The organism is Campylobacter canis (assembly GCF_045504005.1).
In the GTDB taxonomy this organism is placed as follows: Bacteria; Campylobacterota; Campylobacteria; order Campylobacterales; family Campylobacteraceae; genus Campylobacter_A; species Campylobacter_A canis.
Genome location: NZ_JBJJXH010000003.1, coordinates 19,069 through 35,181, shown reverse-complemented (window position 1 = coordinate 35,181; position 16,113 = coordinate 19,069). Strand labels below are relative to the sequence as shown.

Below are 16,113 nucleotides of genomic sequence, written 5' to 3'. Positions count from 1 at the left end.
CGGCTTCCTTGCGCCCTACTCTACTAGCCTTAATTGCTGCTCGCAGATACTCTTCCACGAACTTTCAAAATTTAGCTCCAAGCACTCTTTTATATAAGGCTTCGCCTCGCTTGGTTGCTTACGCTTTATATAAATCTCTGAAATTTGAGCAAGCGCTCTGGCTCTATCGCTTGGCAAAAGTCGCGAGCCTACAAGCTCTTTTGACGCTTGCACCGCTTCATCAAGCCTATCAAGCCTATTTAAAGAATCAATGTATTCAAAATTTATTTTCGGGCTAAAGGTAGTGATATTTAGCCTTTTTTGTAGATCAATGGCTTTTTTGGCATAGACGGCGGATTTTACAAAATCGCTACTTGCATAAGTTACGCTTGAAATTTTGTCATAAGTTTCAATAACCTTAAAATCATCTTCTCTAAGCGTCTCTATCGCGCTTATGGTAGCTACCGCGTCGCTTATTCGGTTAAGTTTAAGTAAAGCTTCAAAGCGATAAAAAAGCACAGGCGAAACGTCCGCATACTCTTCTTTAGTTGCGATAGCAAGCGCCTCATCAGCCACGCGCAAAGCCTCGGCATACTTTTCTACTTTGATAAGTGCGGAGCTTAAATTTATGAGCCACTCGATACGATCAAGCATATCTTGCGAATTTATATTAGCACGTGCTAGCTCATAAGCGCTTTCAAACCTTAAAAGCCTCATATAGCAATTAAACAGCTTAAATTTCGCATCTATACTGCCGCTTATCTCATAGTTTTCCACTAGCGAAACCACCGTTTTGCAGTTGTCTTGGCGAATCATCTCATTAGCAAGCGCCAAAGCCGCATTATTTACGCTAATGATCGCCTCCGTATCGTTCATATCGCGAGCCGTGTTTGTATAGCGAAGCACATCGCTGAATTTTCCCTCTTTTAGATATAAGCCGGTCTGCTCTTTAAGAGCTCTTTGGGCTATTTCGTTTTTACCATATTTATCCATAAGAGTATCGTAGTATTCGTGAAGTTTGGTTGCATTATTTTCGTTAAGTTCAAAAAACAGTCTATCAAGACCCATTTGAACTTGCGAGATAAATTCGCCCTCCTTAAACTCATCTTTATAGCGTTTTAAGTAGTCGTAGGCTTTATTTACATCTTTTGTACTACTTAAGCTAAGGGCTAAATTTTTAAGCACTATTTCATAGTGATCATCGTTTCTATTAGAGTTTTGGGTTATGATCTCATAAATTCTTGAAGCCACATCGTCCATTTTACGCTCGTGAAACACGGCAGCAAGCTCCATAGCTTGAGGTATATCGTTTAGCAGATAGCTCTCATTTGCGTTTAGAATTTTTAGTATATAATCTTTAGCTTGCTCAAATTTCGCTGCATTTATACTGGTTTGCGCTAGGGCTAAAGCGGCTCTGCTTGCCACATCTACGCTACTAGTTGAGTAAAGAACCTTTTCATACATTTTTATAGCGTCGGCGGCTTTGCCCGTTTTGTAAATTTTATCTGCAAATTCAAGTATCGCCATCTTCGTCCAAAGCGAGTTTGAATGCTCGTTCATCAGTATATCAAGAGTGTAGTTAGCATCGCTCATCATATCTTGTCTGATGTATGATTTGGTAACGAGATAAAGCACTTCGGAGTAATTTTCATCAGAAGCAAATCGTCTCATCCATGCTTTGCCTTCGTTTGCGATATCCATAGGCAAAATTTCATTATAACTCTCTTCTTTTTCTAAAATTTTATCAAGAGCTCGCAAGCGATAAAGCATAAACTCGCTTGCAAATATACTGTTTGCATATCTTTTTAAAGCCGTTTGAGTTGAAACTAAAACCGCTTCGTAGCGCCTAGCGTCATAGTCTTTTTTGATTTCAAGATATAAATTTATATCGTGGCTGTCCAGGTTTTCTATCGGGGCTTTGTTCAGATCAAGAGCTCCCACGCTTGGAAGTTTCATATCATTAAAGCTGGGAGCGAAATTTATGCCGTCTCGTTTTGGCTTATCAAATTCGCTTAAAGCAGGATCTATGAGTATCGTATGATGAAGAGCGAATTCATCTTTGCTTTCTTTTACGTCGCTACTTCCAAAAAGCGGGCTTTTATAGCTTATCAGCTTTGAATTCGCGTGCGGAGTTATGGTTATCTTGGTCGTATTTTCATCTTGAGTGAAATTTATCTTGACCAAAGAGAGTATCTTGTCATCTATTTTAGGGATTGAGCTACTAGAAATTTCGCATACATAAAGCTTTTTATCGTAAGCTAAAATTTGCTCCTTGCAGCTAAATTCCTTCTCGTCTTTTAGATGAAGGACGCTATAAGTTCTATTTGCCTCTTTGCCTGAATTTAAGGTCAAAGAAAAGCCAAACGCAAGAAGCGGAGCAAGAAGAAAAATAGGTAAAATGGCTAATTTTTTCATATTGATATTATATGATGTTTAATTTTAAAAACCACTTGCAACTACAAATTTGGCGATAAACTCAAGCAGTGGATTTATCATAAGCATCGCCGTTAAAGTTGTGATGACCGCAAAGCCGACGATAACTTTAAGAGCGTTTGAAGTATTTGCGATGTAGAGGTTTTTATCTTTAACCACAGGCTCTTTTAAAAACATATAAACAACAAGCTTTAGATAATAATAAATCGCCAAAGCGCTGTTTAAAACCATAATCACGGCTAAGACGATGTGGTCGGTTGCAACGGCTGCAAAGATGAGATAAATTTTGCCCCAAAAGACGCTAAAAGGAGGAATCCCTGCAAGGGCAACCATAAAAATAGCCATTATCACGGCATAGCTTGGCAAAGTCTTTATAAGTCCTGCAAATTTCTCGTAAGGGTGCTTAAATCTCCTGTCCCAACACACCGTATCATCGCAGCGTGCAACCCAAAGCATCGAAAATGCGCCCAAATTCGCAAACAAAAACATAATCCAATACAAAAACAGCGCAGTATTAGCACCGCTTGTGCCGACAACTATCGCGCAAAGCACAAAGCCCGCGTGAGCTATGGAGCTAAGAGCAAGCATTCGCTTGACGTCGCGCTGCACAAGAGCCATCGAATTTGCTATAGTCATCGTTAAAACCGCACTTATATAAAGCATATCGTGCACCCACTGGATACCGGAATTTGCAAGACTTTCAAAAAGCCTCATCGCTACGATAAATCCCGCAACCTTTGGCACTACCGACATGTATCCTGCAAGAGGGGCGTTTGTGCCCTCATAGACATCTGGCACCCATGTATGAAAAGGTATCAAAGATAGTTTAAATCCAATCGCGCTAAACATAAAAACGCACCCTAATATAACCACCATGCTATCTTGCAAATTTAAATCCCTGATAACCTCTCCGGTGAAATTTATCTCCAGACTTCCGCTTGCAAGATAAAACATCGCCGCACCAAACACGAAAAATCCGGCACCCAAAGCACCCATAGTAAAATATTTAATCGCAGCTTCTATGGATTTTAGTTTATTATGAAGCGCGATAAGCGTATAAAGCGCTAGAGATGAGGTCTCAAGCCCGATAAATATCAAGATAAGGTTGTTGCTACTAACCATAAATTCAAATCCGGCTATCATAAACAAAAATAGCGCGTAGTACTCGCTCATCTCGTATTCAAAAAACCGCTTCGTACTAAGTGCAAGCGGTATAAACAGCGCAGAAGCCGTAAGTATGACAAGCTGAGAGATGATAGATATGCCATCTATCACCATAAGACCGAAAAATCCGCTCATCATGCGGTTTGAATCAATAACTATGCCGATATTTAGCATTATGGCGATAAGGCAAAAAACAGTATAAAAAGTGCGCGAAAGATCCTTTTTAAAAGTGCCGATGCATAGTATAAACAGCCCAAAAACTATAAGCGAAAGCATAGGCGCTATGGAGGCTAAATTTAGCTCTTGTAAATTTAAAAGAGTAAGATTACTCATCGCTCCCTCCTAGCTTGTTTGAATGCTCTATAAATTCCTTTGCTTTTTTGGTTTTTGCATTTACATGCATCTTCTCAACCATGGTTTTCACGCTTAGATCAATAGGCGCTAAAACCGCATTGGGTCTAACGCCAAGATAAATAACAAGCAAGCAAAGTGGCACAAGAGCGACTAATTCGTTTAAATTTAGATCACAAAGCTTTAAATTTTCTTCTTTGCATTCTCCGTAAAATACCCTAGCAAAAAGATGAAGCATATAAACAGCGCCCACTATCACGCCGACCGTGCCTAAAATTCCATAAACGAAATTCGCCTTAAAAATTCCAAGCAGACTTAAAAATTCTCCCACAAATCCTATCGTAAGAGGAAGCCCTATGCTACCAAACATCACTACGCCAAAAGCAAGAGCAAAACGAGGCATTACCCCAGCAAGCCCACCAAATTCGGCTATCATCTTGGTATGTCTTCGCTCATATATCACGCCTACAAGTAAAAACAGAGCGCCGCTAGTTACGCCGTGGCTTATCATTAAAAACACCGCCCCGCTAACGCCTTCTACGTTCATAGAAAATACCCCAAGCACCACAATACCCATATGAGATATCGAACTATAGGCGATTACTTGCTTCATATCATCTTGAGCGTAAGCTATAAACGCGGTATAAATCACCATTGTAACAGCCAATATCGCTACTATATCAAACATCATCACGCTTGCATCGGTAAATAACGGCAGTAAAAATCTCACCATGCCGTAAGTTCCCATCTTAAGAAGCACCGCGGCAAGCAGCGTAGAACCTATGGTAGGGGCTTGTCCGTGAGCGTATGGAAGCCATGTGTGAAACGGAAACATCGGAGTTTTTATCGCAAACGCTATAAAAAATGCTAAAAAGAGCCAAATTTGAGTATTTTCGGGCAAATTTAAACTCTGCCAATCAAGAAGCGAAAAGCTCCAAACTCCGTTCATATCGTAGTGATAATAAGCCATCACCAAGATCGCAACAAGCATAAAAACAGAGCCAAAAAACGTATATATAAAAAACTTAACCGCAGCGTAAATTCGCCTGCCGCTTCCCCATGCGCCGATGATATAAAGCATAGGAAGCAGACTAAGCTCCCAAAATATATAAAACAAAATCGCATCAAGCGCTAAAAATACACCCATCATAGTCATCTCTAAAAACAAAATAGAGATGATAAGATGCTTTAAATTTTCTTTTATAGTAAGAGCGATTAAAGATACAAGAGTCATAAACGCACTTAAAACAACCAAAAACAAAGAAATTCCGTCGATGCCCACAAGGTAGTTTATGTTTAGAAATTCAATAAGCGAAATTTGATTTACGAAGCTGTATCCGCTATTAGCCGAATCAAAGCCAAGCCATATGAAAAGAGTAAGCAAAAGCTCTATAAACGCTATGCAAACCCCATAGACTTTGATACTTTTTTCCTCTATCAAAAACCCAAGCATCGCAGCAAGCGCAGGGAAAAATATAACCAAACTAAGCATAAATAACCTTAATAAAAAACGCCAAAGTAAGCAGTATAACAAAGCCTATAACCATAAGGCGCAACATAAGAGATAGATTTCCGCTTTGCATGCTGTTTGAAAAATTTGCAAATTTATATATCACAACCGCAACCAAATCGACACTCTTATCTATAACCGCTTCGTCTAATTTCTTACAAATTTTAGCCAAATTAAAGTATCCGTTTATAAAAACTCTCCTATAAATTTGCGGGATAAAATACTCGTTTTTTAGCAGCTTGTAAATTTTAAGCTCCTCTAAACTACTTTTAAAAATCTCTTTTTTGTAAGCAAATACCGCAAAAATCGTAGAGATCAAAACAAGCGCAAGCGTGGCAAATATCATGATTAGGCTCGTGCCGCTTGGTATATCAAATTCGAATTTAGGCAAGATATTTTCCGTTAGAAGCTCGAATTTATGCTCAAAAAACCCTGCAAACAAAGCCAAAATCACAAGCGGCATAAGCGATATGAGAGCGGGTCTACTTGCTTCATGTGGTTCATGCTCAAATTTAGCTTTGCCAAAAAATACAAGCATAATCAGTCTAAAACTGTAAAATGCCGTCATAGCAGCACCGGCTAAAAGCAAAGCATAGATAATAAATTTATCGCTGCTAAAAGCCGCTTCTAAAATTTTATCCTTTGAGAAAAAGCCGGCAAACGGATAAAATCCTGCAAGTGCCACCGAGCCTATTATCATAAATACCGCGGTTATTTTCATAAATTTATAAAGCCCGCCCATCTTTTTTATATCAAGCTCATCGTTCATAGCGTGCATTACGTTGCCCGCGCACAAAAACAGAAGCGATTTAAAAAACGCATGCGTAGCAAGGTGAAAAAGCGCCACCCAATACGCTCCAAGCCCTGCGGCTACGAACATATATCCAAGCTGAGATAGCGTCGAGTAGGCGATTATCTTTTTCAAGTCGTTATTCACAACCGCCATAGAGGCTGCAAAAACCGCCACAAATACTCCAAGATACGCTATGAAGTTTGAAATTTCAGACACGGCGGCAAAGATGGAATTTGCTCTAATTACCAGATAAACTCCTGCCGTTACCATAGTAGCTGCATGTATAAGCGCCGAAACGGGCGTAGGTCCTTCCATAGCGTCGGCAAGCCAAGTGTGAAACGGAAACTGCGCACTCTTACCCATCGCACCTATAAATAAAAACGAAGCGATCAAAGCAAGCAAGGCATCGTCTGAATTTGGCACCATCCTAAACACATCTACATATCTCACGCTTGCAAATTCGCGGTATATCAAAAATATCGCCACAAGCATGCCAAGATCCGCGATTCGGTTCATGATAAAGGCTTCGTTTGCAGCCCAGCTTGCACGAGGCTTTTTATACCAAAACCCGATAAGCAACCACGAGCAAAGTCCTACGCCTTCCCAGCCGATAAACAGCCCTATAAAATTATCGCTTGAAACCAAAACGAGCATAGAAAAGACAAAGAGTCCAAGATAACTAAAGTATCTGTTAAATCCGGTATCATTAGCCATATAGCTGATCGAGTAGATATGCACGACACTCGCTACTACGCCCACTACGCACATCATAATAACGCTTACGTCATCAAGCATAAAGCTAAAATCGCTCTCAAACCCGCCCGCTATAATAAAATCCATAATATAAACTTCTATCGCACCCGCAACGCTTACTAAAGTAAGCAAAGCTATGGATGCAAGTGCGCTTGCAACTATCAAAAACGAGCAAGCTATGCCCACAAAGGCTGACCTTGCAGTATGTGAAAACGCACCTGCCAAAATGCTTGCAAAAAGCGGAGCAAATAAAGCCACGGCAAAAAGAGTCATGATACTCATCACTCGCTCCTCATGCTTTTTAAGCTTGAAATTTCGATCGAACCCGTCTTTTTATACCAAAGCACAAGCAAGCCAAGACCTATAGCTACTTCGCTTGCGGCAACGGCGATAATAAAAAACGCAAAAATTTGCCCTATCATGTCACCGTTAAATTTCGATATCGCGGCAAGCGCTACGTTTGCCGAATTTAGTAAAATTTCGGTTGAAAAAAAGAGCATTATAAGATTTCCTCGTTTTATTATGCCCACAAGCCCGAGCGCAAACATCAGCGCAGCGACGATGAGATAGTGGCTAAGCGTTATCATCGCTCACTCCTTTATCCATATCCTTATGCACAAGCGCGATAGCTCCTACCATAGCGACAAGCAACATAACAGCAGCCAGCTCAAAGACGACAAGATACTTGGTAAAAAGCAAAATTCCAATCATCTCTATATTGCCCATGGTTTCAACGATGGGATATCTAGCCTCTAAATTCGCAGAAGCTATCGGAGCTGCAAATATAAGCACAAGTATAAGCGCGCTAAGTATGCCAAGCGTATATATGAGCCTTGAAGCGGCCTTGCTTCTGCTCTCGTTTACATCTTTACTAAGGTCAAAAAACATCATCGAAAATGCATATAGCACCATAACGGCACCCGTATATACGATGATCTGCACCACTCCTAAAAACTCCGCATCAAGCAAAAAGAAAAATCCCGAAACAAATATCATGCCTCCTGCAAGCGAAGTCATCGCGTAAAGGATATTTTTGCTAAACACGCTTATAGCAAAACAAGCAATAGTAAATGCTGCAAAGATATAAAACGCAACAGCCTCAAGCATCGCTTCCGTCCTTTGTATCTTTTACGCTTTCTTTAACCGCTTGCTCGGCATTTAAATTTTCATCCGAATTTAGCTCTTTGGGCTCTTTTTCTTTCAAAGCTTCCTCTCTTGAAATTTCCTCATAAACCTCTTCACGTAAAATTTCATCTAAATTTTTATATGCAGTAGGCGTTTTTTTCACAAACCTATCCGCATCTTCGCCAAGCGAACCAAATCCGCTAAATTCGACTTGGCTTTTAAGCTCGCTAATTGGAGTTAAAAGATCTTCTTTAAGCCCAAAATACGCTCTTTGTTCGCTTGCGTTTTCATATTCGCTTCCATGCACAATAGCAAGCTCGGGACAAACTTCCGCACAAAGCCCACAATAAACGCACCTGCCGTAGTTTATGGAGTATTCAAGTACCTTCTTGCGCCCATCTTCGCCCTCTTTAGTCTGCATGGCGATACAGTTACTTACGCAAATTTTCTCGCACAGCCCGCACCCTATGCAACGCTCATTTTCGCTCTCGATAAACCTCATGAGTCTATGCACCGAGCGATATCTTGGGCTTAGCTCGATCTTTTCAAGCGGATATAAAACGGTATGAGACTTACCCCATATCATCTCGCGCAAAACGACCCAAAGCCCCGCAAATAGCTCAAATTTTATCGCGCGAGAGACAAATCTTTTAAATTTCTCAAATTTACCGCTCGGCGGAGTCGGAGTATCTATCAAAACATATTCGCTCATACCAGCACCAGCCCCGTTATCAAGATATTAGCCACAGCCAAAGGCATCAAAACCTTCCAGCACAGCCCCATTAGTTGATCGGCTCTTACGTGAGGCCAAGCCGCTCTCGTCCAAATAAAAAAGAAAAATATAAATGCCGTTTTTAAAATGATCATAATAGCACCTGGCACGAACCAGACGGGATTAAATCCGCCTAAAAATATAAGACTAACAAGAAACGACGCGGTTATCATATTAGTATATTCGCCGATAAAAAACATACCCCAGCGCATGCCCGAATACTCCGTGCCATATCCTGCTACAAGCTCGGTTTCATTTTCCGTTAGACAAAACGGCGTTCGATTGGTCTCCACAAATGCCGCAATCAAAAAAAGTCCAAACGCAAGCGGCTGCCTAAAGATAAGCCAACCGCCAAGTCCCGCGTCTTGGTAGTTGTTTATGTCTATTAGCGAAAGTGAGCCTACCATCATAATGACGCTTAAAAGCGAAAGTCCCGTAACGACCTCAAAGCTAACCAGCTGCATACCTGCACGAGCAGCCGCGATAAGAGCGTATTTGTTATGGCTTGCAAGCCCTGCAAGAAGCGGGGAAAATACGCAAACGGCACTTACTCCAAGCACATAAAGCACACCGACTCCCACATCGGCCAGTATTGGCCTAACCGTATGCCCAAATAGCTCAAATTCGGGCAAAAAGGGCACCGTAGCAAGCGCTGCAAAAGCTCCTATTGCCGAGATTAAAGGCGCTATTAAAAATACTTTTTTATTGGCAAATTGCGGCACGATATCCTCTTTGGTAAAGAGCTTGATCATGTCGGCGACAAGTTGAAGTATGCCGGCAGGTCCTACCATACTAGGTCCAACGCGCCTTTGCATATAAGCTAGCACCTTTCGCTCCGCATAGGTTCCAAGTCCCGCAAGAGTAGCAAAAACCGTGATGATGATAAGAGCTTTTACGATGGTTTCTACGATATAAAATCCGCTCATCTATCACCCTTTAAAATCTCTAAATTTGCATATCTGCTCTCAAAAAATGCGTCTATATCTATCTTTTCGTCAAATTCGCCAAGATACGCCACGCATGAGCTTAAATTTTTATCAAGCTTAACGTGAAGGGCTAAAATTTTATCGCCCAACTTTATCTTTACCGCCTCATTTTCGCAAAGCTCAAATTTATCCAAAAAAGCCTGCGAAGCATAAAGAGCTCCTACTTCGTTTAACTGCGAAGCTCTGTTTGTAAATTTTGAAAACTGATGAATAGGATTTGCTTTATAAACGCTAAATTCCTGCTCATCAAATTTCAGCTTATCAAACTCAAATTTAGCCTGCACCTCTATATCTACGGCATTTAAAAGATATCCGCGGTGGGAATTTCCCGCATTATCGTAATAGTTTTGCAAATCATCAAATTTCACTTCGCTAAATTCACTAACTCTGGCAAGCTTTGGAGTGTAGTCTATGGTGTAGCGAGATTTAAGCCCAAGCTCGTTTGCAAGATCGTTTAGCGTATAGCCAAGATATGGCAAAGCCGCATTTGTAGGCACTACGCGCTTGTCGTAACTTACAAATGTGCCCTCTTGCTGCGTTAGTGCAGGCGCGCAAAGATCGCCTCCATATACGCTCATACTAAAGTCGGCTTTTTCGTTGTAGCCGAAGCTAAAGCCGCTTTCGCGCTCACTCAAAGTGCAAATTTTAGCAACTCCAAGCGAGTTTGTGCGAGGCGGCAATATAACAATCTTAAATTTGCTGAATTTAGCGATCATTCCTAAAAGCGAAGCCAAATTTAGCGCCTCTTTATGATAGATAAAATCCTCTCCGATAACGAGAGCAAAGCTCTCTTTTTTAGCTCTAAGTTCGGCTATTTTAGCTTCATCAAGCCCAAGCTCGTCGGCAAATTTTAGCTGCTTTTTGATCTTAGTCTCTTCGCCTTCAGCCACTTCAATATCTATCAAATTTCTATCCAGAAATTCCTTTGTATCTTCATCTAAATTCTCGCCAAATTCATGCAATATCCATAGCAAAATTTTAGCCTCAACGCCCGCCTTATGCTCTATGAAAAGCAAATTTTTGGAGTAGGATTTCACAACCTCATCAGCAACCGTATGAAAATAGATCGCCGATGATTTGTTTATCTTAAGCGCGTTGTTTAAGGCATAACTAGCGTTTGGAGCGTCATATCTTAAGAAGCTTCCCGCGGTTATAATGAAGTCCGTTTTGCTTAGGCTTGCCGCGTCGCCGTTATATAGGCTCTCGCCGCTAAATTTAGCATACTCGTTTAAAAATTCCTGATATTTTTTTGCCTCGTTATTTACTAAATTTAAGCCAAATTTCTCCCTTAAAAGCTCTAAAATAAGAACCTCTTCATTTGTTATGAAGCTGTTAAATATGATATTTTTAACCTCTCCTAGGCGAAATTTCTGGGCTATATTTTTAAAATTCGCCTCATCTTTTAAGGCGTTTTCATTGGCAAAGTCATATCCGTATCTTGCGGCGGGATTTAGTGTAGCGAAGTGAAAATCGTTGCTGACTCTATAAATTTTCCTTTTTCGCTCGCTTATGCCCGTGGTTTTTACATCATAATAAATCAGCTCGCAGTCGCTTGAATGCGGATTTGCGGCAGGGATTTTTTCTAGCTCCCATACGTTTGAGCTGTATTTAAATTCACTTCCCACAAGCGCTCCTACGGGACATACGCTCGTACACTCCCCGCAAAAAGAGCAGTCAAGCTCCTCGCCGCCGCTTGGCGCTATAAGGCTCTTTTGAAATTTACTCCATACGGCAAAAGCGTCTTTTGGCATGAGATCTTTCATCTCTTTTGCGACCTGATCGCCTCCGCGCGCAGTGGTTTTTAAAGCGCCCTCGCCTATTTTGTCCTTACAAACCGTTATGCATCGCTCGCAAACTATACAAAGAGCGGGGTCATAACTTATCTTGCCCCATTTTACGTGTGGTTTATGAGTGTCTTTTATCGCGTAGTTTTGAGCGGTAACCTGCATAAGAGCGGTTAAATTTTGCAATTCACACTCGCCGCTTTTATCGCATACTCCGCATTCCAAAGGGTGATTTATGCAGTAAGTTTGCATAATGGCGTTTCGCTCGGATATTATCTCTGGCGAATTTGTAACTACGGCCATGCCGTCTTTTGCCTTGGCGTTACAGCTGTATACTCGCTTCCCTTCGGCTTCGACCATGCAAAGTCTGCAGGCAAGCGTAGGCGAACAGCCGCTAAGATAGCAAATCGCAGGGATATAGATACCGTTGCGCCTTGCGATATTTAGTATGCTCTCACTTTCATCCGCCTTGCAGTGGATACCGTCGATAAAAACGCTTATTTGCTCGCTCATATTTAGCCTATTTTTGAAATTTTTGCAACCTTAAAGTTATAGCCGTCAACCTTTGCGTCGTTAAAAATTCCAACCGTTCCTTTCATCAAGCTATCAAGCCTAAATTTACGCGTTATGTCAAGATCGCGCGCTTTTATACTCACCTCATCGCCGTCTTTTATCTTAGCAGCCGCCGCAAACGAAGCAGATCCTACAAGCTCACTACTCTCTCCGACAAGCCCAAAAACAACGCTTCCGTCAAAGCTTTCAAGCTCTTTTAGTTCGGTTAAATTTCCGCCGGTCTCAACCTCTTTAGCTTCGCCGTCCGCTAATATGACGTTTAAATTAAGCAAATTTAAAAACTCAAAGATAAGCTTTGAATCAGGATGAGTAAAAAACGTGCTGTCGATGATGATGTTTTTGGCATTACCTAAAAACTGGGCAATAGCTTCAAATTCCTCTTCTCCTACGCTACTCTCGCCACTTAAAAATCCCTCATCAAGCTCGCTTAGATATTCGCGCGCCTTAGGAGTTAAATTTAATCCCTCCGCGCAGTATTTACAAATAAGAGCAAGCACATAGCTAACAGCTCCTATCTCGCATCTTATTAGATTTTCGTTGCCTAAATTTTGATCCTCAAAGCATGAGATATACAAAAACTCGTTTTGTTTTAACCTCTCAGCCAAATTTGGATTTTGCACGCTAAGCAAACTTGCCATACTTAAAGTCTTGCCGCCGTTAAATTCACTAAATTTCATATCCCGCCTTTTAATTCTTCTTTATCGCCATCATCCAATCAACTTGGTTAAATTTAAGCGAATTCATTATCTCACACCCGTTTCTAACAGCCAAATTCGCACACCTTTCTATACACTCAAAATCCCCGATCTCAAAAAGATAGATACATACCTCGCCGCTTCTTAGCTTCAAAACACATCGTTCAAATTCGCGTTCAAATTTGGCTTTTAAATGCCTCAAATCAACTCTTTTCATCTGTCTATCTCGCCTAAAATGATATTTGAACTGCCGATTATGGTAACGACATCGGCGATATATTGCCCCACTAAAAGATGCTCGTAAAGCGCGCAGTGAAAGAAGCTAGGAGCGCGAATTTTAAGCCTATAAGGACTTGCTTCGCCGGTTGAATATATATAAAATCCAAGCTCGCCCTTTGGCGACTCGGTAGCATGATAAACTTCTCCCTGCTTTGCTCTTAGTCCTTGAGTAACAAGCACGAAATGCTGCATCAAAGAGTAGTTTTGAGTCATGATCTGCTCTTTGCTTGCGCTTACGAACTGTGGCGAATTGGCTAAAATTTCAGGGCTAGTAGTATGATAAAGCTTTGCGCATTGAAGCAAAATCCTAATGCTTTGCCTCATCTCCTCCATATAAAGCTTGTATCTTGCATACGAGTCTCCGCTAGTAGCGTAAGGAACGTCAAATTCAAGCTCGTCATAGATAAGATACGGCTCGGCCTTTCTGATATCCCAAGGCACTCCGCTTGCTCTTAGCATAACCCCCGAGCAACCCATACTAAGAGCGTCTTCTTTGCTTAAGACGCCAACTCCTTCAAGCCTCATACGCCAAATTCTATTATCACTTAAAAGCGTTTCGTAAGTTTTGATATCGTTTGGAAATTTATCGCAAAACTCAGTCATCTGCGCAAGCCAACCGTTTGGCAGATCAAGCGGCATGCCGCCTATGCGAACGCTTGAATGAGTTAGCCTAGCACCACAATACCCCTCCATCAGATCAAGCACATATTCACGCTCTCTAAAAGCATATAAAAACACGCTCATAGCGCCCACATCAAGTGCGTGAGTAGCCAAAAAAAGCAGGTGCGAACTTATGCGATTAAGCTCTAATATAATCGTTCTAATTATCTGTGCTCTTCTTGGCACTTCTATATCACAAAGCTTCTCAACCGCCGCGCAAAGTGCGTAGTTGTTCGCGCTTGAGGCTATATAATCAACTCTATCCGTTACTGGCAAAAACTCCTGAAAGGTCATGTTTTCAGCCATCTTTTCAACGCCTCTATGCATAAAGCCTATTTCAGGCATGGCGCGCACGACCTTTTCGCCGTCAAGCTCAAGCACGAGCTTAAGCTGCCCGTGAGCCGAAGGGTGCTGAGGACCGAAATTTAGTATCATCTTGCCGTCATTTTCTTCAAATTCGATATTTTCAAAAAACGGCTTAAGTCTGCTTGGATTTTGCATTTACGGTCTTTTCTTTAAAATTTTAGCTTTGTCGCGCTTTACTTTTTTTACAAACGCCACGCCCTCATCCTCTTGATACTCTTGTAGTACTCTGTCATCTCTTGGAGGCTCGCCCTTGCCAACCTCATGATAAATTCTTGAAAAATTAAACGTATCTTTGCTATCAACCCTTGCGCTGTCGCGATTTTCAGGACCTATGACCTCTCGATATTCGCGTCCGAAAATTTTATCGACTTCATACCACTGCGCCTGCTCGTCACCGTAAAGCGGATAGCTCTTTAAAAGCGGGTGCGAGTGCCAATCATCAGGCATTATAAGACGCTTTAAATTCGGATGATCTTTGATTAAAATTCCAAACATATCATACATCTCTCGCTCGGACCAATTTGCGCTTTTATACAGTGGCGTCACGCTTGCAAGCATTTCGCGCTCTTTTACGAAGCACTTTAGTCTTGCGCGCTTTATTTTTGATACGGATAAAAGCTGATAAAACACTTCAAAACCGCCTTTGCCGGCGATAAAATCAACGGCTGAAATTTCACATAAAATTTCATATCCAACTTCTCTTAAAATTTCAAGCGCTTTTAAATTTTCTTCGCTATTTACATACACCACAAGCTGATCAAGCTCTATATATGAGTCTAAAATTTGAATTCCCACACTAGCCAAAGCCTCTATGTCTTCTTCAAATTTACTCCCGCAAACGTCAAATTTCTGCGTCTTTTCAGGCACATAAAAGCTGTCTTTATAGTAGTGCTTTTTCTGAGCGTTATTTCTATCTTTATACTCTCTCATTATATCAGCCTCTTTGGTTTTGCAGCTCTAAAGGCACTTTGCTTGCGAATTTTCTTTTGAAGTATCATGAGTGCGTATTGAAGAGTTTCCGGGCGCGGAGCACAACCCGGCAAGTAGATATCAACAGGTATTATCCTATCCACGCCCTGCACCGTTGAATAGGTGTTAAACATACCGCCCGTGTTTGCACAACTTCCCATGGATATGACCCATTTTGGCTCAGCCATTTGATCATATAGTCTTCTTGTAAATTCGGCATGCTTTTTTGTAAGGGTGCCTGCGATTATCATCACTTCCGAATGTCTTGGCGAGGCTCTAAAAATAGTTCCAAACCTATCAAAATCATACCTACTAGCCCCGCTTGCCATCATCTCTATCGCGCAGCACGCAAGCCCGTAGCTAAGCGCCCAAAGCGAGTTACTACGACCCCACTGTACAAGCTTATCGACTGTCGTTAAAACTACCGGCAAACCGCCGTTTGCGGCATAATTCATTTCACGCCCTGCCACTCAAACGCTCCTTTCCCCCAAGCATAGATGAATCCGACCGATAAAAGCGTGATAAAAAGCAGCATCTCAACAAATCCGAAAACTCCTAAAATTTTAAAATCAACCGCCCACGGAAACATAAATATAACCTCAACGTCAAAAAGGATAAAAAGTATCGCGTATGTAAAATAGTGAGTATTTATGCGGTTTGGCTGCTTTATCGTTTCAGGTCCGCACTCGTATATGGCAAGCTTTAGACGCTCGGAGTTTTTATTTGCTAATTTTGCGCCTATCTTGCTTGATAAAAAGACAATCAAGCCAAAAACGAAAGTCGCTAAAAAAAGTATGACAAAAGCGCCGAAATATAAACCGCTAGTTTCGGAGTGTGACACGAAAAACCTTTGAAATTTTATAATTAACAAAGATTTTATAAAAATTTATTTTAATTGAGAGTTAAATTTGAGAATTTAAG

The 16,113-nt window shown here is 41.3% G+C and carries 15 protein-coding genes; all 15 read right to left on the bottom strand.

What is annotated here, in order from left to right; genetic code table 11:
• Positions 1 to 15: 15 nt before the first annotated feature.
• From ACHJH3_RS03665 to ACHJH3_RS03595, 15 genes are read right to left on the bottom strand one after another with little or no spacing between them, the layout of a single operon-like run.
• The gene (locus ACHJH3_RS03665) at positions 16 to 2,394 is read right to left on the bottom strand and encodes a tetratricopeptide repeat protein (protein WP_407063621.1); all 2,379 of its coding nucleotides are present in this window, start codon (positions 2,392 to 2,394) and stop codon (positions 16 to 18) included.
• 24 nt (positions 2,395 to 2,418) lie between these two features.
• The gene (gene nuoN, locus ACHJH3_RS03660; protein WP_407063620.1) at positions 2,419 to 3,909 is read right to left on the bottom strand and encodes an NADH-quinone oxidoreductase subunit NuoN; all 1,491 of its coding nucleotides are present in this window, start codon (positions 3,907 to 3,909) and stop codon (positions 2,419 to 2,421) included.
• Positions 3,902 to 5,419: an NADH-quinone oxidoreductase subunit M gene (locus ACHJH3_RS03655; protein ID WP_407063619.1), complete on the bottom strand. Its 1,518-nt coding sequence runs from the start codon at positions 5,417 to 5,419 to the stop codon at positions 3,902 to 3,904. The genes nuoN and ACHJH3_RS03655 overlap by 8 nt, the downstream gene beginning before the upstream one ends.
• Complete coding sequence (gene nuoL / locus ACHJH3_RS03650) at positions 5,412 to 7,256, bottom strand: NADH-quinone oxidoreductase subunit L (RefSeq protein ID WP_407063808.1); 1,845 nt, start codon at positions 7,254 to 7,256, stop codon at positions 5,412 to 5,414. The genes ACHJH3_RS03655 and nuoL overlap by 8 nt, the downstream gene beginning before the upstream one ends.
• Positions 7,257 to 7,264: 8 nt before the next feature.
• Positions 7,265 to 7,570, bottom strand: a complete 306-nt coding sequence (gene nuoK / locus ACHJH3_RS03645) for an NADH-quinone oxidoreductase subunit NuoK (protein ID WP_169941973.1) — start codon at positions 7,568 to 7,570, stop codon at positions 7,265 to 7,267.
• On the bottom strand, positions 7,557 to 8,090 hold the full coding sequence (locus ACHJH3_RS03640) for an NADH-quinone oxidoreductase subunit J (protein WP_407063618.1): 534 nt from the start codon (positions 8,088 to 8,090) through the stop codon (positions 7,557 to 7,559). Before ACHJH3_RS03640 ends, nuoK begins: the two co-directional genes overlap by 14 nt.
• Positions 8,083 to 8,820 carry an NADH-quinone oxidoreductase subunit NuoI gene (gene nuoI / locus ACHJH3_RS03635; RefSeq protein ID WP_407063617.1) on the bottom strand — a complete coding sequence of 246 codons (738 nt, stop codon included), beginning with the start codon at positions 8,818 to 8,820 and terminating at the stop codon, positions 8,083 to 8,085. Before nuoI ends, ACHJH3_RS03640 begins: the two co-directional genes overlap by 8 nt.
• A complete protein-coding gene (nuoH, locus tag ACHJH3_RS03630) occupies positions 8,817 to 9,806 on the bottom strand; it encodes an NADH-quinone oxidoreductase subunit NuoH (RefSeq protein ID WP_407063616.1) in 990 nt (329 codons plus the stop codon). Before nuoH ends, nuoI begins: the two co-directional genes overlap by 4 nt.
• Complete coding sequence (locus ACHJH3_RS03625; protein ID WP_407063807.1) at positions 9,803 to 12,151, bottom strand: NADH-quinone oxidoreductase subunit G; 2,349 nt, start codon at positions 12,149 to 12,151, stop codon at positions 9,803 to 9,805. Before ACHJH3_RS03625 ends, nuoH begins: the two co-directional genes overlap by 4 nt.
• Before the next feature lie 14 nt (positions 12,152 to 12,165).
• Positions 12,166 to 12,900 (bottom strand): hypothetical protein, encoded by a 735-nt coding sequence (locus ACHJH3_RS03620; protein ID WP_407063615.1) that lies wholly within the window; start codon positions 12,898 to 12,900, stop codon positions 12,166 to 12,168.
• A gap of 10 nt (positions 12,901 to 12,910) precedes the next feature.
• Positions 12,911 to 13,135, bottom strand: a complete 225-nt coding sequence (locus ACHJH3_RS03615; protein ID WP_169941964.1) for an NADH-ubiquinone oxidoreductase subunit E family protein — start codon at positions 13,133 to 13,135, stop codon at positions 12,911 to 12,913.
• The gene (gene nuoD, locus ACHJH3_RS03610; RefSeq protein WP_407063614.1) at positions 13,132 to 14,358 is read right to left on the bottom strand and encodes an NADH dehydrogenase (quinone) subunit D; all 1,227 of its coding nucleotides are present in this window, start codon (positions 14,356 to 14,358) and stop codon (positions 13,132 to 13,134) included. The genes ACHJH3_RS03615 and nuoD overlap by 4 nt, the downstream gene beginning before the upstream one ends.
• On the bottom strand, positions 14,359 to 15,153 hold the full coding sequence (locus tag ACHJH3_RS03605; protein WP_407063613.1) for an NADH-quinone oxidoreductase subunit C: 795 nt from the start codon (positions 15,151 to 15,153) through the stop codon (positions 14,359 to 14,361). It abuts the gene before it with no gap.
• Positions 15,153 to 15,647, bottom strand: coding sequence for a NuoB/complex I 20 kDa subunit family protein (locus ACHJH3_RS03600; RefSeq protein ID WP_211436690.1), 495 nt, complete (start codon positions 15,645 to 15,647; stop codon positions 15,153 to 15,155). Before ACHJH3_RS03600 ends, ACHJH3_RS03605 begins: the two co-directional genes overlap by 1 nt.
• On the bottom strand, positions 15,644 to 16,033 hold the full coding sequence (locus tag ACHJH3_RS03595) for an NAD(P)H-quinone oxidoreductase subunit 3 (RefSeq protein ID WP_407063612.1): 390 nt from the start codon (positions 16,031 to 16,033) through the stop codon (positions 15,644 to 15,646). The genes ACHJH3_RS03600 and ACHJH3_RS03595 overlap by 4 nt, the downstream gene beginning before the upstream one ends.
• Between the last annotated feature and the right edge of the window lie 80 nt (positions 16,034 to 16,113).